The following is a 25,277-nucleotide window of genomic DNA, read 5'->3' on the forward strand; positions in this document are numbered from 1 at the left end:
CCGCTGGATGCCCCTCGCCCCGGACGGGGTTTTGACGCCTGAGCGCAGTCCGCTCAACATCGAGGCGAAAAATGTGGAGAGAGACACGATGAAATCACTGATCGCGACCGCCATGGCCCTGGGCCTGAGCATGTCCGTGAATGTGGCCCTGGCCCAGGCCAGCTCGCCCGTGGGCGTCTGGAAGACCATCGACGACGAGACCAAGCAGGAGCGTTCCACCGTACGCATCAGCGAGGTGGGCGGCGTGCTGGTGGGCAAGATCGAGAAGATCACCGATCCGGACAAGCAGACCGCCAAGTGCGAGGAATGCAGCGACGATCGCAAGGGCCAGCCCATCCTGGGCATGACCATCATCCGCAACGTCAAGAAGAGCAACGGCGATACCGCGCTCTGGGACGGTGGCGACATCCTCGATCCGTCCAACGGCAAGGTCTACAAGGTTCGCCTGCGCCCGGTGGAAGGTGGCAAGAAGCTGGAAGTGCGCGGCTTCATCGGCATGCCCCTGCTGGGCCGTACCCAGACCTGGGTGCGGGCCGACTAAGGCGCCTGCCTCGGCACGAGGGCTGTCATCATCACGATGACCCGTGCCGACTATCGTGAAATTCTTTCATCCGAATGATGTTCATTGGAGAAACCATGAGTCGATTCCAAGTTCGCAAGGTGGCCGTGCTCGGCGCCGGCGTGATGGGTGCGCAGATCGCTGCCCATCTGGTCAATGTGAAGGTCCCGGTCGTGCTGTTCGACCTGCCGGCCAAGGAAGGCCCCAAGAACGGGATCGTGACCAAGGCGGTGGACGGGCTCAAGAAGCTCAAGCCGGCGCCGCTGGGCGTGGCGGAGAACGCCGCGCTGATCCAGCAGGCCAACTATGAAGAGCACCTGGAGCTGCTGAAGGACTGCGACCTCATCATCGAGGCCATTGCCGAACGCATGGACTGGAAGCTGGATCTGTACACCAAGATCGCTCCGTTCGTGGCGCCGCATGCCATCGTGGCCTCCAACACCTCGGGCCTGTCGATCACCAAGCTGAGCGAAGTGCTGCCGGAGTCGATCAAGCCTCGTTTCTGCGGCATCCACTTCTTCAACCCGCCGCGCTACATGTACCTGGTGGAGCTGATCAACACGCCCACCACGCGTCCGGAAGTGATCGACCAGCTGGAAAGCTTCGTCACCACCGCCGTGGGCAAGGGCGTCGTGCGCGCCAATGACACGCCCAACTTCGTCGCCAACCGCGTCGGCATCGCCGGCATGATGGCCACGATGATCGAGGCCGAGAAATTCGGCCTGAGCGTGGACGTGGTGGACGACCTGACCGGCAAGAAGCTGGGCCGCGCTTCCTCCGGCACCTTCCGCACGGCGGATGTGGTGGGCCTGGACACCATGGCTCACGTCGTCAAGACGATGCAGGACAACCTGAAGGACGATCCCTTCTTCTCGACCTACGCCACGCCCAAGGTGCTGGCCGGCCTGATCGAGAAGGGCGCGCTGGGCCAGAAGGCCGGGGCGGGCTTCTACAAGAAGGTGGGCAAGGACATCCAGCGTCTGGACTTCGCCACCGGCGAATATGTCGCTGGCGGCAAGAAGGCCGACGAGATCGTGGCCCGCATGCTGAAGAAGCCGGCGGCCGACCGCATCAAGCTGCTGCGTGAATCGACCAACCCGCAGGCCCAGTTCCTGTGGTCCATCCTGCGCGACAGCTTCCACTACGTGGCCGTGCACCTGGACACCGTGGCCGACACCGCCCGTGAGATCGACTTCGCCATGCGCTGGGGCTTCGGCTCGCAGCAGGGCCCGTTCGAGCTGTGGCAGGCGGCAGGCTGGAAGCAGGTCGCCGAATGGGTGAAGGCCGACATTGATGCCGGCAAGACCCTGTCCAGCGCTGCGCTGCCCGCCTGGGTGTTCGAAGGCCCGGTGGCCGAGAACGGTGGCGTGCACAGCAAGGATGGCTCGTGGAGCGCCGCTGAAGGCAAGTTCAAGCCGCGCGCCAAGCTGCCGGTGTATGAGCGCCAGGCATTCCCCGAATCCCTGGTGGGCGAGGGCGCCGTGGAGCCGCTGAAGGCCGGCACGGAAGAGTTCAAGAACGAGGAAGTCCGCGTCTGGTCGCTGGACGGTGAAGTGCTGATCGCCTCGATCAACTGCAAGCTGCACCTGATCAGCCCGACCGTGACCGAAGGCCTGCTGAAGGCGGTCGAGATCGCCGAAGCCAAGTACAAGGGCCTGGTGATCTGGTCGCCGGACGACGTGTTCTCGGCGGGTGCCAACCTGGAAGCGCTGATGCCGGTCTTCATGACCAAGGGCGCCAAGGGCATCGCACCGGAAGAGAAGAAGCTGCAGGACATGATGCTGCGCGTGCGCTACGCCAACGTGCCGGTGGTGGCCGCCATGCGTGGCCTGGCGCTGGGCGGTGGCTGCGAGCTGGCGGTGCATTGCGCCCGCCGTGTCGCCCACATGGAGTCGTATGTCGGCCTGGTGGAAGTGGGCGTGGGCCTGATCCCTGGCGGTGGCGGCCTGACCTACATCGCCCGTCGTGCCGCCGAGATGGCGGCCGCTGGCAATGCCAATGCGGACATCTTCGCCTTCCTGAAGGACGGCTTCACCAACGCCGCGATGGCCAAGGTGGCGACCTCCGCGCTGGAAGCGCAGAAATTGGGTTACCTGCTGGACAGCGACGTGATCGTTCCCAACAAGGACGAACTGCTGTTCGTGGCCTCTGCCCAGGCCAAGGCGATGGCCGATTCCGGCTACCGTCCGCCGCTGAAGGCCAAGTTCCCGGTGGCAGGCCGTTCCGGCATCGCCACGGTGAAGGCCCAACTGGCCAACATGCGTGACGGCGGCTTCATCAGCCAGCACGATTTCCACCTGGCGTCGCTGATCGCCGATGTGGTGTGCGGCGGTGAAGTGGAAGCCGGTTCGCTGGTGACCGAGGAGTACCTGATGTCGCTGGAGCGCAAGCATTTCTGCTCGCTGCTGGAGCATCCGAAGACTCAAGAACGGATCATGGGCATGCTGCAAACCGGCAAGCCGGTCCGCAACTGATCCAGCGGCCTACAAGGAATACATCATGAGCAAGCAAGTTCAAGACGCCTACATCTGCGCCGCCACCCGTCTGCCGATCGGCAAGTCGGGCCGGGGCTATTTCAAGAACACCCGCCCGGACGAGATGCTGTCCCGTGTGATCCAGGCGGCGCTGGCCCAGGTGCCGGGCCTGGACCCGTCGGTCATTGAAGACGCCATCATCGGCTGCTCCTTCCCGGAAGGTGAGCAGGGCATGAACATCGCCCGTGTGGCCGCCGTGCTGTCCGGCCTGCCGAATACGGTGGGCGGTGTGACGGTGAACCGTTATTGCGCCTCGGGCATCACCGCCCTGGCCATGGCGGCTGACCGCATCCGCGTGGGTGAGTCGGAAGTGATGATCGCCGGTGGCGTGGAGTCGATGTCCATGGTGCCGATGGGCGGCAACAAGCCTTCCTTCCCGCCGGCCATCTTCGAGCGCGATGAAAACATCGGCCTGGCCTACGGGATGGGCCTGACGGCCGAGAAGGTGGCCGACAAGTGGAAGGTCAGCCGCGAGGCGCAGGACGAGTTCGCGCTCGAATCGCATCGCCGCGCGCTGGCCGCGATCGAGGGCGGTTTCTTCAAGGACGAGATCACCCCGTTCGAGCTGAAGGACCGCCAGCCGGACCTGAACGGCGACGGCGTGATCGTGAAGTCGCGTACCGTGGAATTCGACGAAGGTCCCCGCAAGGACACGTCGATGGAAGGCCTGGCCAAGCTCAAGCCGGTGTTCGCGGCCAAGGGCAGCGTGACGGCCGGCAACAGCTCGCAGACCTCGGACGGCGCAGGCGCACTGATCGTGGCGTCGGAAGCGGCTGTGAAGAAGTTCGGCCTGACGCCGCTGGCACGTTTTGTGTCGTTCGCGGTGCGCGGCGTGCCGCCCGAGATCATGGGCATCGGCCCGATCGAGGCGATCCCCGCAGCACTGAAGCTGGCGGGCATCAAGGCCCAGGATCTGGGCTGGGTGGAGCTGAATGAGGCGTTCGCGGCGCAGTCGCTGGCCGTGCTGAACGACCTGGACAGCAAGGGCATCGTGCTGGACCGCAGCAAGGTGAACCCCAACGGCGGCGCAATCGCCCTGGGCCACCCGCTGGGCGCCACCGGTGCCATCCGCGCGGCGTCGGTGATCCATGGCCTGCGTCGCACAGGTGGGAAGTACGGGATGGTCACAATGTGCGTGGGGGCCGGGCAAGGCGCCGCAGGCATCATCGAGCGGCTGTGATCGTGTTTGTGGCGTAGGGGCGGTGGCTGGCTGCTGCAGCTTTGCTTTGGCTGCTGCTGCTGCCTCCGTGCCACGACCGAGCAACAGGAGAAGGATGGGGCCCTGTTTTCTCCATGTCCCTCCTGTCCGGCTCCGCCGGCCATTCCTTCCTTGACTTACGAAAACAGGGCCCCATCCTCCTCCTGCTCGACAGTTCAGGTGTGCGACGGGGCTCTAGGACCTAGGTCCTAGGTCCTAGGTCCTCGGTTTTAGGGCTGTGTCGCGTTGTCGTTTGGGTAGCATGATGGGTTGCAGGTTTATCCAGGAGACTCTTCCATGAGCATCAAGACCGCCATCGTCAACGGCGTGCAGACCATCGAGATCGCACGGCCGGAGAAGAAGAACGCGCTGACCCGCGCCATGTACCAGGAGATGGCGGATACGCTGAATGCCGCCAATGAGGACAACACGGTGCGCGCCGTGCTGATCCAGGGGCAGCCCGCCATCTTCACGTCGGGCAACGACATCGAAGATTTCATGAGCAGCCCGCCCCGGGACGAAGACGCCCCCGTGTTCCAGTTCATGCGCGCCATGATCGGCTGCGATAAGCCAGTGATCGCCGCCGTGAACGGCGCCGCCATCGGCATCGGCACCACCATGCTGCTGCACTGCGATTTCGTCTACGTCGCGGACGACGCCCGCCTGGCCATGCCGTTCGTGAGCCTCGGCCTGGTGCCGGAATTCGGCTCCAGCCTGGTCGTCCCACGCCTGATGGGCCAGCGCCGCGCCGCCGAGAAGCTGCTGCTGGGAGACCCGTTCACCGGCGAACAGGCAGTGGAATACGGCATCGCCAACGCCGTGCTGCCCGCCGGTGAAGTGGTCAACCACGCACGCCGCGTGGCCGAACGCTTCAACAAGCTGGCCCCCACCGCCGTGCGCGAAAGCAAGAAGCTGATGCGCCGCGGTACCGAGGAAGCCCTGCTGGAAGCCATCCAGGTGGAAGCCGAGATCTTCGGCGCCCGTCTGCGCAGCCCCGAAGCCATCGAAGCCTTCCAGGCCTTCTTCCAGAAGCGCCAGCCGGACTTCTCCAAGTTCTGAGCGCCTTCGCGGAACTGCTGGCCACCACCACCGCCGGTTCCCCAGCGCCAGAAACGACAACGGACCCCTTGGGGTCCGTTTTTCGTGGGGGCGGGTCCGTGGACCCGCTGCTCGCGGGCTACTCAGACCTGTCAGGCTTGCTCGCCCGGCGTCTCCGCACGGATGGGCAGGTCATCGGTGTCGGCCCGTTCGTTCAGGGCGCGGTCCAGCTTGTCATGGTCGAGCGCGCCTTCCCACTTCGAGACCACGATGGTGGCCACGGCGTTGCCGATGAAGTTGGTCAGCGAACGGCATTCGGACATGAAGCGGTCCACGCCCAGAATCAGCGCCATGCCAGCCACCGGCACTTCCGGCACCACCGACAGCGTCGCCGCCAGGGTGATGAAGCCAGCACCCGTCACACCCGCAGCGCCCTTGGAGCTCAGCATCGCCACCAGCAGCAGCGTGATCTGGTGACCCAGGGTCAGTTCGGTGTTGGTGGCCTGCGCGATGAAGAGCGCCGCCAGCGTCATGTAGATGTTGGTGCCGTCCAGGTTGAACGAGTAGCCGGTCGGGACCACCAGACCCACCACCGTCTTTTCGCAGCCCGCATGCTCCATCTTCTCCATCAGCGAGGGCAGGGCCGACTCCGAGGAGGAGGTGCCCAGCACCAGCAGCAGCTCGGCCTTCAGGTAGCGGATCAGCTTGATCACCGAGAAGCCGCACAGCTTGGCCACAATGCCCAGCACCACCAGCACGAACAGCAGCGAGGTGATGTAGAAGCTGCCCACCAGCCAGGCCAGGTTGACCAGCACGGCCAGGCCGTACTTGCCGATGGTGAAGGCCATCGCACCCAGCGCGCCGATCGGGGCCGTGCGCATCAGGATGTGCACCAGGCGGAAGATCGGGGCCGTCAGCGAATTCATGAAGTTCAGCACCAGCTTGCCACGCTCGCCAGAAAGCGAGAGCGCCACGCCGAACAACACCGCCACGAACAGCGTCTGCAGGATATTGCCGTCAGACAACGCACCCAGCAGCGACTTGGGGATGATGTCCATCAGGAAGCCGGTCAAGGTCAGGTCATGCGACTTGTCGACGTAGCTGCGCACTTCCTTCTGGTCCAGATCGGCCACGTTCACATTCATGCCGGCACCCGGCTGCACGAAGTGAGCCACCAGCATGCCGATGATCAGCGCCAGCGTGGAGAAGAACAGGAAATACAGCATCGCCTTGCCAAACACACGGCCCACCGTCTTCAGGTGGGTCATGCTGGCAATGCCGGTCACGATGGTCAGGAAGATCACCGGCGCGATGATCATCTTCACCAGCTTGATGAAGGCGTCACCCAGCGGCTTCAGCGTGACGGCATATTGCGGCTCGAAGTGGCCCAGCAGCACGCCAATGGTGATGGCAAACAGCACCTGCACATAGAGCTGCTTGTAGAACGGAATGGGCGCCGCCGGTTCGGCGGGTGAGGTGAGGGTGGGCTGCATCGGTTGTGTCTCCACGCAAGGAAGGCGGTTGTTGTACTGCGGCACCGCCTGGGGGAATGGGCCGGGGAAGGAGCCCCGGCAAAGAATAAAACCAGAAACGAAAAAGGTCGGTTGGCGGGCGTCAGGCCTGCTCGGCAAAAGCGCGCGGCTTGCCTTCGCGGTCGATCGCCACGTAGGTCAGGTTGGCCTCTGTGACCTTCACGACATGCGGATTGGCCGGGTTGCGCTCCGCAAAAACCTCGACGTGCACCGTGATGGACGTGCGGCCGATTCGCTTGACCTCGGCATAGAAGCTCAGCAGGTCTCCAATCGAGACCGGCTGCTTGAAGACGAATTCATTCACCGCCACCGTGGCCACCCGCCCGCGCGAGATGCGCAGCGGCAGCACCGACCCGGCCAGGTCCACCTGCGCCATGATCCAGCCGCCAAAGATGTCCCCATTGCCGTTGGCATCCGCCGGCATGGGCATGACCCGCATGACCAGTTCACGCGGGCCCAGGGCGTCAGCCGCAGGCGGCTGGTCGTTTTGCTTGGGAGTGGAGGTGCTCATGGTCGGCAGCGGTGAGAATGTGCGTGATTGTCATCCAGCAAACGCCAGAGCAGCGACCGTATCAATGCGTAGGTCTTCCTCATTGTCAAACCCTGTTCCCTCCTCGCCCACAAGCGATGCCAATTCGCCACGCAGGGGCGATTGGCGGACGATTGGCCGGCTGCTGCCGTACTTCTGGCGTTATCGCTGGCGGGTGGGCCTGGCGCTCGCGTTCATGATCGGCGCCAAGTTCGCCAACGTGAGCGTGCCGGTGCTGCTGAAGAAGCTGGTGGACAGCCTGGACGTGCAGCCCGGCAGCGCGCAGGCGCTGATGGTGGTGCCCGTCGGGCTGCTGGTGGCCTACGGCCTGCTGCGCCTGTGCACCTCGCTGTTCACCGAGGCGCGCGAGCTGATCTTCGCCAAGGCCACCGAAGGTGCCTCGCGCAGCATCTCGCTGGAAGTCTTCCGCCATCTGCATGACCTGAGCCTGCGCTTTCACCTGGAGCGCCAGACCGGCGGCATGACCCGGGACATCGAGCGCGGCACGCGGGCTGTGCATTCGCTGATCTCCTATTCCCTCTACAGCATCCTGCCCACGCTGGTGGAGGTGGTGCTGGTGCTGAGCCTGCTGGCGGTGAAGTTCGACGCCCTGTTCGCCTGGATCACCGGGGCGGCATTGGTCTTCTATATCGGCTTCACCGTGGTGCTGACCGAATGGCGCACCCAGTTCCGCCGCAAGCTCAACGAGCTGGATTCGGTGGCCCACAGCAAAGCCATCGATTCGCTGCTGAACTATGAGACGGTGAAGTACTTCAACAATGAGGACTTCGAGGCGGCGCGCTACGACCAGACCCTGGAGCAGGTCCGCCGGGCGCAACTGAAGTCGCAAACCACGCTGTCGCTGCTCAACAGCGGCCAGCAGGTGATCATCGCGGCGGCGCTGGTGGCCATGCTGTGGCGTGCCACGCAGGGTGTGGTGGACGGGCACATGAGCCTGGGCGACCTGGTCATGATCAATGCCTTCATGATCCAGCTCTACATCCCGCTGAACTTCCTTGGCGTCATTTACCGGGAGATCAAGCAGAGCCTGACCGACCTGGACAAGATGTTCATGCTGCTGGCCAAGGAGCGCGAGGTGGCGGACCAGCCCCAGGCGCTGCCGCTGCAGGTCCAGGGCGCCACCGTGCGCTTCGAGGACGTGCATTTCGCCTATGAGCCGGATCGGCCCATCCTGAAGGGCGTGTCCTTCGAGATCCCGGCCGGCCGCAAGGTGGCGGTGGTGGGCCCCAGCGGCTCGGGCAAGAGCACGCTCGCCCGCCTGCTCTACCGCTTCTATGACGTGGCGCACGGGCGCATCACCATCGACGGCCAGCCCCTGGCCGAGGTGACGCAGCACAGCCTGCGCCGTGCCATTGGCATCGTCCCGCAGGACACCGTGCTCTTCAACGACACCATTGCCTACAACATCGCCTACGGGCGGCCGGAGGCCAGCACCGCAGAGGTGGAGGCTGCCGCGCGGGCCGCCCACATCCATGCCTTCATCAGCAGCCTTCCCATGGGCTACCAGACCATGGTGGGCGAGCGGGGCCTGAAACTTTCGGGCGGGGAGAAGCAGCGGGTGGCGATTGCCCGCACCTTGCTGAAGAACCCTCCCATCCTCATCTTCGATGAGGCGACGTCCGCGTTGGACTCCCGCAATGAGCGCGCCATCCAGGCCGAGCTGGAAGCCGCCGCGCAGGACAAGACGGTCCTGGTGATTGCCCACCGCCTCTCCACCATCGTGGACGCCCACGACATTCTGGTCATGGAACAGGGCCAGATCGTCGAGCGTGGCACCCACGCGCAATTGCTTGCCCAGCAAGGGCGATACGCCCAGATGTGGTCGATGCAGCAGGACACGCCCGCCTCCTGAAACCGCGCGCCGGGGTGGCGACGGCCGTGCTGGCCGCGCGGCATAATCCCGGATTGTGGAAACCAAGTGGCTTGAAGATTTTGTGAGCCTGGCGGAGACGCGCAGCTTCTCCCGCTCAGCTCAGTTGAGGCATGTGACGCAACCGGCGTTCTCGCGGCGCATCCAGGCACTGGAGGCGTGGGCGGGCGTGGATCTGGTCGATCGTTCCTCCTATCCCACGCGGCTCACGGCCGCCGGGGAAACCCTGCTCGGCCAGGCGGTGGACCTGCTGGGGAACCTGCAGGCCACCCGCAACATGCTGCGCAGCCACCAGTCCGCCGGCCAGGACATGATCGAGTTCGCGGTGCCGCACTCGCTGTCCTTCAGCTTCTTCCCGCACTGGCTGATGGAGTTGCGCCAGCGATTTGGCGAGGTGAAGTGCCGGCTCAACGCTCTGAATGTGCACGACGCTACCTTGCAACTTAGCGAAGGCAACTGCGACCTGCTGGTGGTCTACCACCACCCCAGCCAGCCCCTGCAGCTGGATCCGGAGCGTTACGAGTCGGTGTCGCTTGGCCACGAGACGCTTTCGGCCTATGCCAAGGCAGACGCCGCCGGCGCCCCCATGTTCCGCATCACCGGCCATCCGGGCCAGAAGATTCCTTTCCTCAGCTACGCCTCCGGTGCCTACCTCGGCCGGCTGGTGGAACTGATCGTCAAGGATGCCTCCCTGCCGCTCAACCTCGAGTCCGTCTTCGAGACCGACATGGCGGAAAGCCTCAAGGCCATGGCGCTGGAGGGCCATGGCCTGGCCTTCCTGCCAGCCAGCTCGGTGAAGAAGGAAGTCAAGGCGCGCCGGCTGGTGCGTGCGGCGGAGCCCGGCCATTACGAACTGAACATGGAACTGCGCATGTATCGGGAGCGGCAGGCAACGGCCCGCCGTGTCAAGCCCGTGGCCCAGGCGTTGTGGTCGTTCCTCACCCAGTCAGGCGGGTCTGCGGCATGAATCCTGCATACGCAGCGTCCGCAGTTCTCGCAGATGCGTAATAGATGCGTAATACTCCCTACCCAGCAGATCGCGCCCACGTGGTCTGCTTCGCCCGTACACAGACACAATTTGATTCTGAACTTGCAGGAGCACTTATGAAGAAGGCATTGCTTGTCCTGGCCCTTGGCGCGGCCCTGGCCGGAGTGGCCCAGGCGGATACGCTGAAGAAGATCAAGGACACGGGCAGCGTCACGATGGGCGTGCGCGAATCCTCGGGCGCGTTGTCGTACACCCTGGGTGATGGCAAGTACGTGGGTTACCACGTCGAGATCTGCCAGCACGTGCTGGGCGACATTCAGAAGCAGCTGGGCCTGGCCAAGCTGGACATCAAGTACCTGCCGGTGACCTCGCAGAACCGCGTGCCCCTGGTGCAAAACGGCACCGTGGACATCGAGTGCGGCTCCACCACCAACAACGCCACCCGTGGCAAGGACGTGGCCTTTGCCGTCACGACCTACGTCGAGGAAGTGCGCATCGCGGTGAAGGCCAATTCCGGCATCACCTCGATCGCCCAGCTCAACGGCAAGACCGTGGCCACCACCACCGGCACCACCTCCGTGCAGCTGCTGCGCAAGCATGAGCGCGCCAACGGCGTGGACTTCAAGGAAGTGCTGGGCAAGGACCATGCGGACAGCTTCCTGCTGCTCGAATCCGGCCGCGCCGATGCCTTCGTGATGGACGGCCAGATCCTGGCCGGCAACATCGCCAAGTCCAAGGCGCCGGCGGACTACAAGATCGTGGGCGAAACCCTGTCGGTCGAACCCATCGCCATCATGATCCGCAAGGACGACCCGGCCTTCAAGAAGGCTGTGGACGACAGCATCAAGGCGATGATCAAGTCCGGCGAAATCCCCAAGCTCTACGACAAGTGGTTCACCCAGCCGATCCCCCCGGCCAACGCCAAGCTGAACATGCCGGCTTCGGAAGCCACCAAGGCTGCCTGGGCGACGCCTAACGACAAGCCTGTCGAGGAATACGCCAAGAAGTAAAGTCCCACGCTTCGGCTCAAGGCGCCCTGCGGGGCGCCTTGTCGCAGAAGCCGTTGTGGCGTGATGGGGCCGCGTTGAAGGCGGCCCCTTTTTGTATGGATGGATGGGAGCAAGCCATGCCGAGTTGGGATTGGCAGCTGTACTGCACTGACATCGTGACCGAGGAGGTCGCGCCGAGCTGCCTCGGCGCGAAGGGCTACGAGACCTACCTGGATGCCATGGTGCATTCCTGGGGCTGGACGATGACGATTTCGGTCCTGGGCCTGCTGGTGGCCCTGATCGCGGGGTCCTTGATCGGCATTCTGCGGACCGTACCGAACCGCAAGTTCGCGCTCATCGGCGAGGCCTGGACGGAGCTCTTCCGCAACATCCCGCTGATCGTGCAACTCTTCATCTGGTATCACGTGCTGCCGCAGCTGTTCACGCCGCTGCAAGCCGTGCCGCCGTCGGTGCTGATGGTGTGCGCCATCGGGTTGTTCACGTCGTCGCGGATCGCGGAGCAGGTCAAGGCCGGCATCCTGACCCTGCCCAAGGGCCAGCGGTACGCCGGCCAGGCCCTGGGCCTGACCCTGCCGCAGACCTATCGCCATGTGCTGCTGCCCATGGCCTTCCGCATCGTCATTCCGCCGCTCACCAGCGAGAGCATGAACATCGTCAAGAATTCCGCGGTGGCCTTTGCCGTGAGCATTCCTGACCTGACTCAGTTCGCGCTGCAATCGTCCGAGCAATCCAGCTTTGTGCAGATCTTCCTGCCGGTGACGCTGCTCTATTTCCTGTCGGCCTTCGTCATCAACCGCGTGGCCAAGCTGATCGAAGCGTACGTGCGGGTGCCCGGCATCCTGGGGGCCAAGTGACATGACCCATCTGGACTTTTCGTTCCTGACCTGGGATGTGTTGCGGGCCTTTGTCTCCAAGGGCCTGATCTTCTCCATCCAGCTGACCATCATGGCCATGCTGGGCGGCATCCTGCTGGGCACGCTGCTGGCGATGATGCGCCTGTCGGGCCGCAAGTGGCTGGAGGCGCCAGCCGCCATCTACGTGGACACCCTGCGGTCCATCCCGCTGGTGATGGTGATCCTGTGGGTCTACCTGCTCCTGCCGTTCGCGACGAACGCGCTGGGCTGGCGCAACTTCGAACCTGAAACCACGGCGCTGATCACCTTCACGCTGTTCGAGGCGACCTACTACTCCGAGATCATGCGTGCCGGTATCCAGTCCGTGCCCAAGGGCCAGGTCTTCGCCGGTTATGCCCTGGGCATGAACTATCGCCAGACCATGAGCCTGGTGGTGCTGCCGCAGGCCTTCCGCAACATGCTGCCGGTGCTGCTCACGCAGACCATCGTGCTGTTCCAGGACACCTCGCTGGTTTATGCCATCGGCGCCTATGACCTGCTCAAGGGCTTCGAGGTCGCCGGCAAGAACTTCAACCGCCCGGTGGAAACCTATCTGGCTGTTGCGGTCGTCTATTTCGTCATCTGCTTCAGCCTGTCCATGCTGGTTCGCCGGCTGCAGAAGAAGATCGCCATCATTCGCTGAGGTCCTCTCGCCATGATTGAAATCAAGAATGTCTCCAAGTGGTACGGCCCCTTCCAGGTGCTGACCGATTGCACGACCGCCATCAAGAAGGGCGAAGTCGTGGTGGTGTGCGGCCCCTCGGGTTCGGGCAAGTCCACGCTGATCAAGACGGTGAATGCGCTGGAGCCCATCCAGGCGGGCGACATCATCGTGGACGGCACCAGCCTGACGGCACCCAAGACCAACCTGCCCAAGCTGCGTTCGCGCGTGGGCATGGTGTTCCAGCACTTCGAGCTGTTTCCTCACCTGTCGGTGACGGAGAACCTCACGCTGGCGCAGGTGAAGGTGCTGGGCCGCAAGATCGACGACGCCAAGGCGCGCGGGCTCAAGATGCTGGACCGTGTGGGCCTGATGGCGCACAAGGACAAGTTCCCCGGGCAACTCTCCGGCGGCCAGCAGCAGCGCGTGGCCATCGCCCGTGCCTTGTCGATGGATCCCATCGTGATGCTGTTCGACGAGCCGACCTCCGCGCTGGACCCGGAAATGGTGGGCGAAGTGCTGGACGTGATGGTGCAACTGGCCAACGAGGGCATGACCATGATGTGCGTGACGCACGAAATGGGCTTTGCCAAGAAGGTCAGCAACCGCGTCATCTTCATGGACGCCGGCAAGATCATCGAGGACTGCACGAAGGAGGAATTCTTCGCCAGGCCGGATGAGCGCTCGCCGCGCGCCAAGGACTTCCTCGCGAAGATCCTGCAGCACTGACCTGCGGACCCAACGCTGCCCAGGGGCTCATGCCGTTTGGCGTGGGCCTTTTCTTTTCGAAAACACTCCGTTACGAACGCTCCTGAAAGAGGTCAGTGACGGGGGATGGGGCTCTCCGAAGAATGGAGGGCATGAAGATCACAGCCTATCCCCATCCTTCCAGCCGGCTCCGGCATGGCCCGCCGAATGAAACGTCGGACTCCCTGGCTGGCTTTCGCGCCGAGGTTCGGCACCGCTTCGGCGTCATGGACCACGACATCACCGAACTGAAGACCGACCTTGCGCAATTGAAGACCGACGTCATGCAGCTGAAATTCGACTTCGGTTTGATGGCGGGCCAGATCGAGGCCCTGGCCGACCGTTTCTCCGACCTGAAGTGGATGATGGCGCTGCTGGCGACGCTGATGGTCGGTGGCTTTGCCATTCTCGCGTGCTTGATGATCTGGATGTTGGGCGGGCCCCCGAAACTGGCCGCGCTGTTGGGGCTTTCTTCCTCGATGGTGCAGCTGGCGGGCGCCGCCATGATGCTGCTGCACCGCCCAAAAGCCTGCTGGTCCGACCTTTGATTCCAAGGCTTGCTCGGGCCGCGGTGAGACAATCCACTCCCATGAGCGACACCCTTTCCCTGATCCGCCCGGACGACTGGCACGTGCATCTGCGCGACGGCGCAGCCTTGCAGAGCGTCGTCCCCTACACCGCCCGCCAATTCGCCCGTGCGATCGCGATGCCCAACCTGAAGCCGCCGATCACCACGGCCGCGCAGGCCGTGGCCTACCGTGAACGCATCCTGGCCGCGGTGCCCGAAGGTGTGGATTTCACACCGCTCATGACCCTCTATCTCACCGACCGCACCAGCCCCGACGATATCGCGGCGGCCAAGGCGGCCGGCGTCGTGGCACTCAAGCTCTATCCGGCGGGCGCCACCACCAACAGCGATGCCGGTGTCACCGACATCCGCAAGACCTACGCCACGCTGGAGGCCATGCAGAAGGCGGGCCTGCTGCTGCTGGTGCATGGCGAGGTGACAGACCCCGACGTGGATGTCTTCGACCGCGAAGCCTTCTTTGTGGACCGCGTCATGCGTCCGCTGCGCAAGGATTTCCCGGCGCTCAAGGTGGTCTTCGAGCACATCACCACCAAGGAAGCCGCCCAATACGTGACGGACGCCGACAGCTTCACCGGGGCCACCGTCACCCCCCAGCATCTGCTCTACAACCGCAACGCCATCTTCATGGGGGGGCTGCGTCCGCATTACTACTGCCTGCCCGTGCTGAAGCGGGAAGAGCATCGTCTGGCGTTGATCAAGGCGGCCACCTCCGGCAGCCCGAAGTTCTTCCTGGGCACGGACAGCGCCCCTCATGCCTCGGTCATGAAGGAGAACTCGGTCTGTGGCGCCGGCTGCTTCACGGCGCTGTCTGCCGTGGAACTGTATGCCGAGGCCTTCGAGGCCGCTGGCGCACTGGACAAGCTGGAAGCCTTTGCCAGCTTCCATGGGGCGGACTTCTACGGCCTGCCGCGCAACACCACCCGTGTGACACTGCGCAAGACCGACTGGACGCTCCCCGAGGCCGTGCCGTTTGGCGAGGCTGCCCAGCTCAAGCCGCTGCGTGGCGGTGAGGTGATGCACTGGCGGCTCGACGAAGCAGCCTCTGCATAACGCCCGGGCCGAGCTTCCCCCACTGGAAACCGGCTAGCATGCCAGCGTCCTGGCGCCTGAATCCGGCACCGAACCTGACGCTTGACCTGGCGCACTCGCGTCAAGTGCCGGGGTCGTGCAAGCGCCCATCTCGCGAGGTCTCTCGAAGGAGCTTTGTCGCTTGTCTGTCCATCCATTTGTGTTTGGTCTCCGGTTGCTTGGTCGCCTGAGCAGCGGGTTGTTGTCCGCCGCGCTGCTTCTGACCGCGGGCGGGGTGGCGGCGCAGCGCGCGCCGACCCCGGCACCAGTCCCTGCACCGCCGCTCACCGCCGCGCCTGCGGCGGCCGCCAGCCATCCCGCTCAGGCCCATCCGGCGCAAGTCTCCGTCAGCGCCCGCCGCCTGTATGAGCGCACCCGTTCCCAACTGCTGCAGGTCAGGACCCTGGTGAACGGCAGCCAGGCGTCGGTGGGCTCCGGGTTTGTGGTGAGTGCCGAGGGCCACGTCATCACGAACTACCATGTGGTGAGCCAGCATGCACTGGAGCCGGAGCGCTACCGCTTGCAGTTCTCCACGCCGGACGGCGAGAGCGGGGAGCTGGAGTTGCTGGATGTGGATGTGCGCCGTGACCTCGCGCTGCTGCGCCTGGTGGGCACCTCCGACCTCATCCGCCGCATGACCGCAGCGCCGCTGGTCTTCCGCCCGGTGGACCAGCCGCTGGCCAAAGGGGAGCGTATCTACTCGATGGGCAACCCGCATGACGTGGCGTTTGCCGTGGTCGAGGGCACCTACAACGGCCTGGTCGAACGCAGTTTCGATCCGCTCATCTACTACTCAGGTTCCATCAATCCCGGCATGAGTGGCGGGCCGGTACTGGACGAGGAAGGTGAGGTGGTGGGCGTGAACGTCTCCACCATGTTCTTCTCGCAGCAGATGAGCTTCCTGGTGCCCGGCGGCCATGCCGCGGGGCTGCTTGCGCGCAGCCGAAGCGCCGCGCCGCTCAAGGGGCCGGCCTGGCCGCGCCTGCGTGAGCAGGTGATGGCTTTCCAGGACGAACTGGTGCGCAACTTCCTGAGCCAGCCCTGGCGCAGCCTGAATCACCCGCGTTACCGCCTGCCCATTCCTCAGGAGCAATACATGCGCTGCTGGGGCAGTGCCACACCGGCCGATGCGCAGGGCCTGCAGATGCAGCGCACCCAGTGCCGCATGGAGCAGGCGCTCTTTGTCAGCGAGGAGTTGCAGACCGGCTACCTGAGCGTGCAGGAGGAAGCCTATGACGGCAGCAAATTGGGCGCGCTGCGCTTTTCTCGCCAGTTCTCTGCCAGCTTCCGCAATGAACGCCTGGGCGGCGCGGACCGCGACCGCACCGCGCCCTATTGCACCGAAGACTTCGTCCAGCAAAAGGACGGGCCGCCGCTGCGCGCCGTGGCCTGCATGCGGGCCTATCGCAAGCTCGAAGGCCTGTATGACGTCTCGGTGCTGGTCACCAATGTCGATGCGGCCACCGAAGGGGCCCTGGGCCGATTTGATGCCCGCGGCGTCAGCTTTGCCAATGCCACCCGGCTGACGCGCCACTATCTGCAAGGATTCGCATGGACCACGCCGCGGTAATCGAGATCCTGGGCCGCGATGGTCACTGCCGGGAAACGCACAAGGTCCGCCACTGGCCCCTGACGATCGGCCGTGCGCCGTCGGCAGATCTGGTGCTGTCTGACCCGCACCTGGCCGGCACGCATGCACTCCTGCACTGGACGGAGGAGGGCGCCCGGCTCGAATTGCTGGACAGCGCCAATGGCGGCTGGCTGGACGGCCGGCACCTGGCGGCTGGCGCCTCCGCCTTGTGGGCGGCAGCATCCAGCGTGCAACTGGGCACCACCCATCTGCGCCTGCGCACCGCGCTGGATCCGTTGGCGCCGGAACAGCCGCTGGCCCGGGCCGACCAGCCCGTGCGCAGCGATGCACGTCCGGCCTGGGCCTTGCCGGTGGTGCTGGTGCTGTGGTTGTTCCTGCTGTGGCTGACCAACTGGTCGGCGACGGATGGCAGTACGGCCTGGGTGGATGCCGTGAGTGGTGTCCTGGTGCCGCTGGGGCTGGCGCTCATGTGGGCAGCCGTGTGGGCCCTGATCACCCAGCTGTTCCGCCATTGGTTTGCCTTTGGTGCCCACCTGTGGCGCGCCCTGGTGGTGAGCCTGGTCATGCAGGTGGCGGATGTGGCGCTGCCGGTGGTGGCCTATGCCTTCTCCTGGTCCCGCCTGATGGCCCTGGAAAGCCTCACCTTGTCGATTGGCGGGGCGGTGCTGCTGTGGTGGCATGCCTCGGTGGTGTGGCCCCGGGCGCGTCGCCGGCTGCTGGTGGGGGTGGCGGCGCTGGCGCTGGTCGGCCTGGCCCTGACCGTGGGGCGGCGCACCGAACAGCAGTATTGGCTGGGCCCCAGCTACCTGAGCGCGTTGCCACCGCCCACCGTGCGGCTGGCGCAGCCCAAGCCCGTGGACAGCTTTGTGGAATCCCTGGAGCGCCTGGAGGCACCGCTGCAGCAGCAGGCCCGCAAGCGCAATGACCAGGAGCAGCTCTCCGGGGATGATGAATAAAGAGTGAAGCAAGCCGATAGGCCGGATTCTGTGCACGGGCGGGTCCTTGCGGACCTGCCCATGTGACCGCCATTCCTCTGGGCCGGGCATCACTGCCACGGCTCGGTGCCACCTACCCGCCAGCTCTGCGAGCCGCATCAACGCTGGCCTACTTGGTGTTGCTGCGCGTAGAGATTGCCCGTTTCACCCGGACGGGGCAGGCCCCGTCCGACTCGTCTCTGTTGCTCTGATCCTCGGCTTTCGCCGGGCAGCCGTTAACTGCTACGCCGCTCTATGCAGTCCGGACCTTCCTCCAGTGCAGTGTTTCCACTTTTGCACCAGCGGCGGTCTGGCTTGCTTCACGGGCGTATTGTAGCCGGCCGGGCGGGAACACGAATTGCTGGGGGAGGGCATGCAGATCCAAGCCCTCGACCCCCAAAGCCAGGCGGCCTTGTCCCTGCTGGCGCAGTCGGACGCCTACATGTCGACCCTCTATCCGCCGGAGAGTCCTCATCTGGAAAGTCCCCAGGCGCTGGCCCAGCCCCAGGTGCTCTTCCTGGGCGTGTGGCTGGCCGAGTGGCTGGCCGGCTGTGGCGCGGTCAAGGTGGTGAAGGACGATGCGGACGAGCCCTATGGCGAAATCCAGCGCATGTTTGTCCACCCGCAGTTCCGTGGGCGGGGGCTGTCCAAGGTGCTCATGGAACAGCTGGAGGCCCATCTGCGTGCCAAGGGCATCCCACTGGTGCGACTGGAGACGGGGGTGCACCAGGCTGAAGCGTTGGCGTTGTATGAAGGTCTGGGCTATGACCGCCGTGAGCCGTTCGGGCCTTACGCGTCAGATCCGCTGCTCGTCTTCATGGAAAAGCGTTTGAACAACTGACAGGTCCGACCCGGCGTTTTCCTCTAGCATGGGGCCTCTTAGAGGAAGCACCATGAAAGCAGACAACGTCCTGGCCACCATCGGCCGCACGCCGCATATCCGTATCCAGCGACTCTTTGCCGGTCGGCCTTCAGAGGTCTGGATCAAGTCCGAGCGCAGCAACCCGGGCGGCTCCATCAAGGACCGCATTGCGTTGGCGATGGTGGAGGATGCCGAGTCGCGTGGCCTGCTCAAGGCGGGCGGCACGATCATCGAGCCCACGTCCGGCAACACCGGCGTGGGCCTGGCCATGGTGGCGGCGGTGAAGGGCTACAAGCTGGTTCTTGTCATGCCGGACAGCATGTCGGTCGAGCGTCGCCGTCTGATGCTGGCTTACGGTGCCAGCTTCGACCTCACCCCGCGCGAAAAAGGCATGAAGGGCGCCATTGCCCGTGCCGAAGAACTGGCGGCCCAGACCCCAGGCGCCTGGATTCCGCAGCAATTCGAAAACGGTGCCAATGTGGATGTGCATGTGCGCACCACTGCGCAGGAAATCCTCGCCGATTTTCCTGACGGTCTGGACGTGCTGATCACGGGCGTCGGCACCGGGGGGCACATCACGGGGTGTGCGCGTGTGCTCAAGCAGGCCTGGCCCAAGCTCAAGGTGTTTGCTGTCGAACCCAGTGCGTCGCCGGTCATCAGCGGCGGTGCGCCCAGCCCTCACCCTATCCAGGGCATTGGTGCTGGCTTCATCCCCAAGAATCTGGACACCGAGCTGCTGGACGGCGTCATCCAGGTCGAAGCCGAAGAATCACGTGAATTCGCTCGTCGCAGCGCCCGCGAAGAAGGGTTGCTGGTCGGCATCTCCAGCGGTGCCACGCTGGCGGCGATCGCCAAGAAGCTGCCGGAACTGGGGGACAACGTCCGCATCCTGGGCTTCAACTACGACACCGGGGAGCGTTATCTCTCGGTGGAAGGCTTCCTGCCCGCCTGAGCTTGGGCGTCATGCCGCTGGCGCGCATGACGCCGCCCACTCAATCCGTCCCGCGCAGCAGCCGCTCGATCGTCTGCTGCACAGCCAAGGCTTCTGCAAAGCCCGGCAGGCTGTGCGAGTGGCCCTCCAGCATGGCGGCCCAGTGGCTCAACTGATCGGTCATGCCGGTCATGCGCAGCATGTCGGCGTCCCCCAGGCTCTGAACCCGTTCGCCCTGGCGCTGCTGGGTGACCCCGAACCAGTCCTTCAGTTCAATCTCGCCCTCGGCCGCCCGCCACCACATCCGGTTGTCGTCCGCGCGGTCCCCGCCAATCCCGGCCCGGATCGTCACCGGCACACCACCGGCGAGCAACTCGGCCTCCAGCCCCGTCTCCGCGCTCACGCCATCGTCTGGCCAGGTGACGCGGCTCGTCACCACCTCCGCCGGCCCCAGCACCCGCTGCAGCACGAACACGAAGTGTGACAACACCTCCCGCGTGAATCCGCCTTCACCCCGTTGTGACAGCCAGCGTCCCGCGCCGCTTTGCCACGGCCGCGGCCAGGCCGAAAAACGGGCTTCGATCCGCACTTCCTGCAGCGTTCCCAGTGTTCGGCGGGCGCCGACCCCAAAGGCCAGCTGCAAGGCGGCCAAGCCGGTGGACGAGGCCAGCGAATAATTCACAGCCGCCCGCCGCTGTTCGCGCTGGATCCGGGCAATGCTGGCCTTGGCCGCCTCGAAATCGGTCGTCAGCGGTTTTTCGCAGAGCACGGCCAGCCCGGCGTCAAACGCCCGCTCCGTCAAGGGCAGATGCGAGCCCGGGGGTGTCGCGATATAGACCCCGTGCAGGCCCGGTTCCTCCAGGAGCGCCTCGGCGCTGGTGGCGGCCCGCAACAGCGGATAGTGCGCGAGCGCCTGCGCCAGCACTTCCGGGTTTTCATCCCAGACCTGTGTCACCCGTAAACGGGCATGGCCCGCCAGACGGGCGAGCATCCGCTGTCCCATCACCCCAAGTCCGATCACTCCAATGCTCAATACGCCCGGCACGCCTGATGCTCCTCGCCCGCAAAGTCGTCGCAGTGTAGAGGCCGCCGCTACACTGCTGTGAGCCGCGCACCACCGATCCAACAGGATGGGCGATCAGCGCACGCCATCCGCCACCAGGGGCCCGCCACCGCGGCCCAGCCCCGCATCGCTGCAGGTAAGCCCCGCATGAATCCTCAAGCCAGCCAACTCTGGCGCGCACCGCGCTGGGCGCTCTCCATCCTTCTGGCGGCTCTGGCAACGGTCGGCCCCTTTTCCATCGACACCTTCCTGCCAGCCTTCTCCGGCATAGCGCGTGCCTTGGATGCCACGCCGGTGGAAATGCAGCAAACCCTGTCGGGTTACCTGCTCGGTTTTGCCGTGATGAACCTCTTCCACGGCGCCCTGTCAGACAGCTTCGGCCGTCGCCCCGTGGTGCTGGCTGGCATGGCGGTCTTCACCATTGCTTCGGTGGGATGTGCCCTGGCCGGCAGCATCGGCCAACTGGTGTTCTGGCGGGTGGTGCAGGGCCTCTCGGCCGGCGCGGGTGTGGTGGTGTCCCGCGCCATCATTCGCGACATGTTCCCGCCTTCGGAGGCCCAGCGGGTGATGTCCCAGGTGACGATCTTCTTTGGCCTGGCGCCCGCCATTGCGCCCATGATCGGTGGCTTCCTGTTCGCCCATGCGGACTGGCACGCGATTTTCTGGTTCCTCAGCGTGGTGGGCGCGCTGCTGTTTGTCTCCAACTGGCGGCTGCTCCCGGAAACCCTGCACAAGGACCACAAGCAGCCCTTCCACGTCCGCGCCCTGATGCGCGGCTATGCCAGCCTGTTCACCAGCCGGCGCTTCCTGATGCTCACCCTGGCCAGCGGCATCCCGTTCAACGGCATGTTCCTGTATGTGCTGGCGGCCCCGGTGTTCCTGGGCGAGCACCTGGGCATGGCGCCCACCCAGTTCTTCATCTTTTTCCTGTTCACCATCGGCGGCATCATGGCCGGCGCCTGGCTCAGTGGCCGGCTGGCGGGCCGGATCCCGCCCGCACGCCAGATCCGGCATGGCTTTGTGGTCATGGTGGCCACCTCGGTGCTGAACATCGCCGGCAACCTGCTGCTGCCGCTGAGCGCCTGGTGGGCGTTCCCGCTGATCGGTGGTTTTGCGTTTGGCTGGGCGCTCATGGTGCCCGTCGTTACGCTCATGGTGCTGGACCAGGCGCCCGAGCGCCGCGGCATGGCCTCCTCGCTGCAGGCCTGTGTGGGCAGTGCGGCCAACGGCCTGGTGGCGGGCGTGCTGGTACCGCTGGTCATGCATTCGACGCTGGTGCTGGCACTGACCTCGGCCGGCCTGCTGTGCATCGGCCTGGTGGCCTGGGTCTGGATCCGGCGCGAAGTGGGCTGAGGCTGCCGCGCACTTTTGCGCGCAGAGCACACGGTCTGGCAGTGGATCGGCATCCCGGCGCTCAAGTCGCGGCCCGCTTTGGCCGACATTAAGGGAAGCCGCGCCCGGCGGCTTTTTGCCGGGCGCTTGATCTTGTTGTTCCCGCTGCAGCCGTTGCCCGTTCGGCAGCCCTGCGCGTCTCCCGGAGTCCGTCCATGTCCCCGTTCCCCGGTGGCCGTTCCTGGTCGTCAGCCCTGCTGAACGTTGGTGTCGCCGTGGCGCTGGCCCTGGTGGCGGCGCCGCATGCACGCGCCGAAGGCGAGGAGACGCCCGAGCAACTGCGCCAGCGGCTGGCCGAACGGCTGAAGGACGACGTCAGCGCCACCAAGATCGGCACCGGCGCCGGCAAGGCGAGAGAAAAAGACAAGGACGAGGGCAAATCGCGCCGGGCCGCCGGCAAGTCCACCACGCTTCCGTCGGTGTCCGTGGCCGCCTCGGCGCCGCGGCCGGAACCGGCATGGTCCTACACCGGTGACAACGCGCCGGACCGCTGGGGCCAGCTCCACCCGGACTGGCGCCAGTGCGCCATCGGCACGCGCCAGAGTCCGATCGACATCCGCGACACCATCCGTGTGGACCAGGAAGCCATCCGCTTCGACTATCACCCCAGCCGGTTCTCGGTGCTGGACACCGGGCACACCATCCAGGTCAACGTCGCGCCTGGCAACACCATCGAGATCATGGGGCGGCGCTTCGAACTGCAGCAGTTCCACTTCCATCGCCCCAGCGAAGAGCGCATCAACGGCAGACAGTACGACATGGTGGCCCACCTGGAGCACAAGGACGCGGATGGCCGCATGGCCACCATCGCGGTGCTGCTGGAGCGCGGCCAGGACCAGGCGCTGATCCAGACGGTCTGGAACTACCTGCCGCTGGAGCGTGGCGACAACTACGAGGCGCCGGTGACGATCGACTTGAGCCAGTTGCTGCCCAAGGACCGCGCCTACTTCACCTACATGGGGTCCATGACCACGCCACCCTGCGCCGAAGGGGTGCTCTGGATGGTGTTGCGCCAGCCGGTACAGGTCAGCAGCCAGCAGATTTCCATCTTCTCCCGGCTCTACCCGATGAATGCGCGCCCGCTGCAGGCGGCCTCAGGCCGGCTGATCAAGGAGTCCAATTGAGGAAGGGCCGAGATGCGGTCCGTCGCCTGGCGGGGGCACACCTTTTGCGCGCGGCGTGCCCGTGGTGGGCCGGGTGTCGTTACACCGCATCCCGCGCATAGCTGCGCAGGAACATGTCAGCCGCAGCTGCGGCCACCTTGTGCTGTTCGGCATCGCTCAATGGTGCCTGGCCCATGGTGATCTGCGGCCAGAATGAAAAGCCCTTCACCAGCGCCTGCACCTGGGCTGCGGCGAAGACCGGATCCGTCACCGCGAGGCGTCCGTCCGCCGCTGCGGCCCGAACCCAGCGGGTCAAGCCCTCTTCCTTTGTACCCAGCCGCGCCAGCATTTCGCGTGCGCGCGCTGGCGTATGGATGGCTTCGGCAATCAGTACACGAGCCAGGTTGATGAACTGCTCGTCCTTCATCATCTCCAGCTTCTGGTTGATCAGCGCCAGGAGCTGCGCCCGCAGCGGTTGGTCCGGCCGGTAGGGCAGTTCGATGTCGCCCTTGGTCGTGGTCCACAGCCGCTCCACGATGGCTTCGAACAGAGCGTCCTTGCCGGAAAAGTGGTTGTAGACGGTCCGCTTGGACACCTGCGCGCGCGCCGCGATACGGTCCATGTTGGCGACCTCGAAGCCGTGTTCACGGAACTCGGCAATGGCGGCATCCACGATGGCCTGGCGCTTTCGGTCCGTCAGACGCAAGGTGTTGGGCGACGGATCGGGCAACGGACGGGTGTCAATGGACTGGGGCTCGGACATGGTCGTATGTTACACGGGGGAGTTTACTTTTCCCGAATCCATGCCTACACTCGCGTTGAAACTACACTGTGTAGTGCAGTTTTCGAGGCCTGCAGCCATCCGGAGTTCCGATGACTCGTTCCGCCACCCGCCGCGCCCTGGCCGCGCTGCTCTGTTCCTTGGGAGTTGTTGCCGTGACCGTTTCCATTTCCGTCCCTCGCGCTCTGGGCGCCACGTCTTCCTCTCCCTCGCTTGGCACCTCTGCGGCCGCAGTGATTGAGACGACCGCTGCTCCGGCGTCGCTCAGCGAGGGTGCTTCCGGTAGTTCCGCTGGTGCCGGCGTTTCCAATGCGGTCGCCCGCGCTGGCGCAGGCGCGGCGGGTTATCGACGCGATGCTGAAGGCAACTACCAGAACGCGGCGCCCCAACCGAAGCAGGGCTTCTGGAAAACCGTGGGCCTGTTCTGGGACGTCATGTTCCGCAAGCCTGCCGGCACGGAGCCTGCCGCAGGGCAGGCCATCCCCGTTCAGGCACTCACGCGGGCGCAGCTCATGGCGGCACCGGACCGCACGCTCTACCGCCTGGGGCATTCCACCGTGCTGCTCAAGCTGCGTGGCCGTTTCTGGCTGACGGACCCGGTGTTCTCCGAACGTGCGTCACCCTTCTCCTTCGCCGGCCCCAAGCGTTTCCATGCCCCGCCCATCGCGCTGGATGAGCTTCCGGAGCTGGAGGGCGTGATCCTCTCCCACGACCACTACGACCATCTGGACGAAGCCACGGTGAAGGCGCTGGCGCCCAAGGTTCGGCACTTCCTCACACCGCTGGGGGTGGGCAAGCGCCTGATCGACTGGGGCGTGCCGGCGGGGCAGGTGCAGCAGCTGGACTGGTGGCAATCCACTACCGTGGCGGGGGTGCAGTTCACCGCCACGCCGGCTCAGCATTTCTCGGGCCGGTCGCTGTTTGATCGCAACAGCACGCTGTGGGCCTCCTGGGTCATCGAGGATGACGACATGCGGGTCTTCTTCAGCGGAGACACCGGTTACTTTGACGGCTTCAAGGCCATCGGCGAGCGCTTCGGTTCGTTCGATCTCACGCTGATGGAAACTGGTGCCTACGATGCCCGCTGGCCTTATGTGCACATGCAGCCCGAGCAGACGCTGCAGGCGCATCTGGACCTGCGTGGCCGCCGCATGATGCCCATCCACAACGGCACCTTCGACCTGGCCATGCACCGCTGGCAAGACCCGTTTGAACGCATCCTGGCGCTGGCGCGCCTGCGTGACGTGGAACTGGTGACGCCCATCATGGGGGCGCCGGTGGACATCGAGGAGCCGGTGCCGACGCAGGCGTGGTGGCAGGAAGCGAGCTGAGTCCGGCTCCGG

General features: G+C 65.1%; 23 protein-coding genes and 1 other RNA gene. 19 read left to right on the plus strand and 5 right to left on the minus strand.

Annotated features, from left to right (window positions below; all coding sequences use genetic code 11):
* Positions 1–88: 88 nt before the first annotated feature.
* The 4 genes from BMY53_RS09935 (at position 89) to BMY53_RS09950 (ending at position 5,350) form a co-directional block, all read left to right on the plus strand.
* On the plus strand, positions 89–541 hold the full coding sequence (locus BMY53_RS09935) for a DUF2147 domain-containing protein (protein WP_177200814.1): 453 nt from the start codon (positions 89–91) through the stop codon (positions 539–541).
* Between the two features lie 95 nt (positions 542–636).
* Positions 637–3,033, plus strand: coding sequence for a 3-hydroxyacyl-CoA dehydrogenase/enoyl-CoA hydratase family protein (locus BMY53_RS09940; RefSeq protein WP_092946559.1), 2,397 nt, complete (start codon positions 637–639; stop codon positions 3,031–3,033).
* Between the two features lie 25 nt (positions 3,034–3,058).
* Positions 3,059–4,273: an acetyl-CoA C-acyltransferase gene (locus BMY53_RS09945; RefSeq protein WP_092946105.1), complete on the plus strand. Its 1,215-nt coding sequence runs from the start codon at positions 3,059–3,061 to the stop codon at positions 4,271–4,273.
* Positions 4,274–4,588: 315 nt separating this feature from the next.
* The gene (locus BMY53_RS09950; protein ID WP_092946107.1) at positions 4,589–5,350 is read left to right on the plus strand and encodes an enoyl-CoA hydratase; all 762 of its coding nucleotides are present in this window, start codon (positions 4,589–4,591) and stop codon (positions 5,348–5,350) included.
* A gap of 131 nt (positions 5,351–5,481) precedes the next feature.
* Here BMY53_RS09950 and BMY53_RS09955 read toward each other — a convergent pair whose 3' ends face one another.
* Both BMY53_RS09955 and BMY53_RS09960 read right to left on the minus strand, forming a co-directional pair.
* Positions 5,482–6,822, minus strand: coding sequence for a dicarboxylate/amino acid:cation symporter (locus BMY53_RS09955; RefSeq protein ID WP_092946109.1), 1,341 nt, complete (start codon positions 6,820–6,822; stop codon positions 5,482–5,484).
* Positions 6,823–6,943: 121 nt separating this feature from the next.
* The gene (locus BMY53_RS09960) at positions 6,944–7,372 is read right to left on the minus strand and encodes an acyl-CoA thioesterase (RefSeq protein WP_092946111.1); all 429 of its coding nucleotides are present in this window, start codon (positions 7,370–7,372) and stop codon (positions 6,944–6,946) included.
* 64 nt (positions 7,373–7,436) lie between these two features.
* Here BMY53_RS09960 and BMY53_RS09965 point away from each other — a divergent pair, with 64 nt between their 5' ends.
* The 10 genes from BMY53_RS09965 to BMY53_RS10010 all read left to right on the plus strand — a co-directional run bounded on the left by BMY53_RS09965 (position 7,437) and on the right by BMY53_RS10010 (position 17,784).
* Positions 7,437–9,263: an ABCB family ABC transporter ATP-binding protein/permease gene (locus BMY53_RS09965; protein WP_092946113.1), complete on the plus strand. Its 1,827-nt coding sequence runs from the start codon at positions 7,437–7,439 to the stop codon at positions 9,261–9,263.
* Between the two features lie 55 nt (positions 9,264–9,318).
* Entirely contained in the window at positions 9,319–10,248 is a 930-nt protein-coding gene (locus BMY53_RS09970) for a LysR substrate-binding domain-containing protein (RefSeq protein WP_092946115.1), read from the plus strand.
* A gap of 137 nt (positions 10,249–10,385) precedes the next feature.
* Positions 10,386–11,279 (plus strand): amino acid ABC transporter substrate-binding protein, encoded by an 894-nt coding sequence (locus BMY53_RS09975; protein ID WP_092946117.1) that lies wholly within the window; start codon positions 10,386–10,388, stop codon positions 11,277–11,279.
* A gap of 116 nt (positions 11,280–11,395) precedes the next feature.
* Positions 11,396–12,133, plus strand: coding sequence for an amino acid ABC transporter permease (locus tag BMY53_RS09980; protein ID WP_092946561.1), 738 nt, complete (start codon positions 11,396–11,398; stop codon positions 12,131–12,133).
* 1 nt (position 12,134) lies between these two features.
* Positions 12,135–12,815: an amino acid ABC transporter permease gene (locus BMY53_RS09985; protein ID WP_092946119.1), complete on the plus strand. Its 681-nt coding sequence runs from the start codon at positions 12,135–12,137 to the stop codon at positions 12,813–12,815.
* A 12-nt stretch (positions 12,816–12,827) separates the two neighbouring features.
* Positions 12,828–13,562, plus strand: a complete 735-nt coding sequence (locus BMY53_RS09990) for an amino acid ABC transporter ATP-binding protein (RefSeq protein ID WP_092946121.1) — start codon at positions 12,828–12,830, stop codon at positions 13,560–13,562.
* A 131-nt stretch (positions 13,563–13,693) separates the two neighbouring features.
* Positions 13,694–14,128, plus strand: a complete 435-nt coding sequence (locus BMY53_RS09995) for a hypothetical protein (protein ID WP_143074021.1) — start codon at positions 13,694–13,696, stop codon at positions 14,126–14,128.
* A gap of 41 nt (positions 14,129–14,169) precedes the next feature.
* The gene (pyrC, locus tag BMY53_RS10000) at positions 14,170–15,219 is read left to right on the plus strand and encodes a dihydroorotase (RefSeq protein WP_092946125.1); all 1,050 of its coding nucleotides are present in this window, start codon (positions 14,170–14,172) and stop codon (positions 15,217–15,219) included.
* A gap of 160 nt (positions 15,220–15,379) precedes the next feature.
* On the plus strand, positions 15,380–16,807 hold the full coding sequence (locus tag BMY53_RS10005; RefSeq protein ID WP_177200815.1) for a S1 family peptidase: 1,428 nt from the start codon (positions 15,380–15,382) through the stop codon (positions 16,805–16,807).
* Positions 16,789–17,784, plus strand: coding sequence for an FHA domain-containing protein (locus BMY53_RS10010; protein ID WP_092946129.1), 996 nt, complete (start codon positions 16,789–16,791; stop codon positions 17,782–17,784). Before BMY53_RS10005 ends, BMY53_RS10010 begins: the two co-directional genes overlap by 19 nt.
* Position 17,785: 1 nt before the next feature.
* Here BMY53_RS10010 and rnpB read toward each other — a convergent pair.
* An RNA gene (gene rnpB / locus BMY53_RS10015) (RNase P RNA component class A) lies at positions 17,786–18,124 on the minus strand.
* A gap of 51 nt (positions 18,125–18,175) precedes the next feature.
* Here rnpB and BMY53_RS10020 point away from each other — a divergent pair.
* Positions 18,176–18,643 carry a GNAT family N-acetyltransferase gene (locus tag BMY53_RS10020; RefSeq protein ID WP_092946131.1) on the plus strand — a complete coding sequence of 156 codons (468 nt, stop codon included), beginning with the start codon at positions 18,176–18,178 and terminating at the stop codon, positions 18,641–18,643.
* A 52-nt stretch (positions 18,644–18,695) separates the two neighbouring features.
* Positions 18,696–19,616, plus strand: coding sequence for a cysteine synthase A (gene cysK / locus BMY53_RS10025; RefSeq protein WP_092946133.1), 921 nt, complete (start codon positions 18,696–18,698; stop codon positions 19,614–19,616).
* A gap of 40 nt (positions 19,617–19,656) precedes the next feature.
* Here cysK and BMY53_RS10030 read toward each other — a convergent pair whose 3' ends face one another.
* A complete protein-coding gene (locus BMY53_RS10030; RefSeq protein ID WP_310732110.1) occupies positions 19,657–20,640 on the minus strand; it encodes a Gfo/Idh/MocA family protein in 984 nt (327 codons plus the stop codon).
* A 165-nt stretch (positions 20,641–20,805) separates the two neighbouring features.
* Between BMY53_RS10030 and BMY53_RS10035 the strand changes: the two genes are divergently transcribed.
* Both BMY53_RS10035 and BMY53_RS10040 read left to right on the plus strand, forming a co-directional pair.
* Positions 20,806–22,011, plus strand: coding sequence for a multidrug effflux MFS transporter (locus BMY53_RS10035; protein ID WP_092946137.1), 1,206 nt, complete (start codon positions 20,806–20,808; stop codon positions 22,009–22,011).
* Between the two features lie 194 nt (positions 22,012–22,205).
* On the plus strand, positions 22,206–23,174 hold the full coding sequence (locus tag BMY53_RS10040) for a carbonic anhydrase (RefSeq protein WP_092946139.1): 969 nt from the start codon (positions 22,206–22,208) through the stop codon (positions 23,172–23,174).
* A gap of 79 nt (positions 23,175–23,253) precedes the next feature.
* Here BMY53_RS10040 and BMY53_RS10045 read toward each other — a convergent pair whose 3' ends face one another.
* A complete protein-coding gene (locus BMY53_RS10045) occupies positions 23,254–23,916 on the minus strand; it encodes a TetR/AcrR family transcriptional regulator (RefSeq protein ID WP_092946140.1) in 663 nt (220 codons plus the stop codon).
* Between the two features lie 110 nt (positions 23,917–24,026).
* On the opposite strand from BMY53_RS10045, the gene BMY53_RS10050 reads away from it, so the two are divergent.
* On the plus strand, positions 24,027–25,265 hold the full coding sequence (locus BMY53_RS10050) for an MBL fold metallo-hydrolase (protein WP_092946142.1): 1,239 nt from the start codon (positions 24,027–24,029) through the stop codon (positions 25,263–25,265).
* Positions 25,266–25,277 lie beyond the last annotated feature (12 nt).

Origin of the sequence: Roseateles sp. YR242 (genome assembly GCF_900109745.1) — a bacterium.
Taxonomy (GTDB): Bacteria; Pseudomonadota; Gammaproteobacteria; order Burkholderiales; family Burkholderiaceae_C; genus Roseateles.

Bases quoted from the DNA above. Each gene is read 5' to 3' on its own strand.
- BMY53_RS09935 (WP_177200814.1), top strand. From the start codon at position 89: ATGAAATCACTGATCGCGACCGCCATGGCCCTGGGCCTGAGCATGTCC.
- BMY53_RS09940 (WP_092946559.1), top strand. From the start codon at position 637: ATGAGTCGATTCCAAGTTCGCAAGGTGGCCGTGCTCGGCGCCGGCGTG.
- BMY53_RS09945 (WP_092946105.1), top strand. From the start codon at position 3,059: ATGAGCAAGCAAGTTCAAGACGCCTACATCTGCGCCGCCACCCGTCTG.
- BMY53_RS09950 (WP_092946107.1), top strand. From the start codon at position 4,589: ATGAGCATCAAGACCGCCATCGTCAACGGCGTGCAGACCATCGAGATC.
- BMY53_RS09955 (WP_092946109.1), bottom strand. From the start codon at position 6,822: ATGCAGCCCACCCTCACCTCACCCGCCGAACCGGCGGCGCCCATTCCG.
- BMY53_RS09960 (WP_092946111.1), bottom strand. From the start codon at position 7,372: ATGAGCACCTCCACTCCCAAGCAAAACGACCAGCCGCCTGCGGCTGAC.
- BMY53_RS09965 (WP_092946113.1), top strand. From the start codon at position 7,437: ATGCGTAGGTCTTCCTCATTGTCAAACCCTGTTCCCTCCTCGCCCACA.
- BMY53_RS09975 (WP_092946117.1), top strand. From the start codon at position 10,386: ATGAAGAAGGCATTGCTTGTCCTGGCCCTTGGCGCGGCCCTGGCCGGA.
- BMY53_RS09980 (WP_092946561.1), top strand. From the start codon at position 11,396: ATGCCGAGTTGGGATTGGCAGCTGTACTGCACTGACATCGTGACCGAG.
- BMY53_RS09985 (WP_092946119.1), top strand. From the start codon at position 12,135: ATGACCCATCTGGACTTTTCGTTCCTGACCTGGGATGTGTTGCGGGCC.
- BMY53_RS09990 (WP_092946121.1), top strand. From the start codon at position 12,828: ATGATTGAAATCAAGAATGTCTCCAAGTGGTACGGCCCCTTCCAGGTG.
- BMY53_RS09995 (WP_143074021.1), top strand. From the start codon at position 13,694: ATGAAGATCACAGCCTATCCCCATCCTTCCAGCCGGCTCCGGCATGGC.
- pyrC (WP_092946125.1), top strand. From the start codon at position 14,170: ATGAGCGACACCCTTTCCCTGATCCGCCCGGACGACTGGCACGTGCAT.
- BMY53_RS10010 (WP_092946129.1), top strand. From the start codon at position 16,789: ATGGACCACGCCGCGGTAATCGAGATCCTGGGCCGCGATGGTCACTGC.
- BMY53_RS10020 (WP_092946131.1), top strand. From the start codon at position 18,176: ATGCAGATCCAAGCCCTCGACCCCCAAAGCCAGGCGGCCTTGTCCCTG.
- cysK (WP_092946133.1), top strand. From the start codon at position 18,696: ATGAAAGCAGACAACGTCCTGGCCACCATCGGCCGCACGCCGCATATC.
- BMY53_RS10035 (WP_092946137.1), top strand. From the start codon at position 20,806: ATGAATCCTCAAGCCAGCCAACTCTGGCGCGCACCGCGCTGGGCGCTC.
- BMY53_RS10040 (WP_092946139.1), top strand. From the start codon at position 22,206: ATGTCCCCGTTCCCCGGTGGCCGTTCCTGGTCGTCAGCCCTGCTGAAC.
- BMY53_RS10045 (WP_092946140.1), bottom strand. From the start codon at position 23,916: ATGTCCGAGCCCCAGTCCATTGACACCCGTCCGTTGCCCGATCCGTCG.
- BMY53_RS10050 (WP_092946142.1), top strand. From the start codon at position 24,027: ATGACTCGTTCCGCCACCCGCCGCGCCCTGGCCGCGCTGCTCTGTTCC.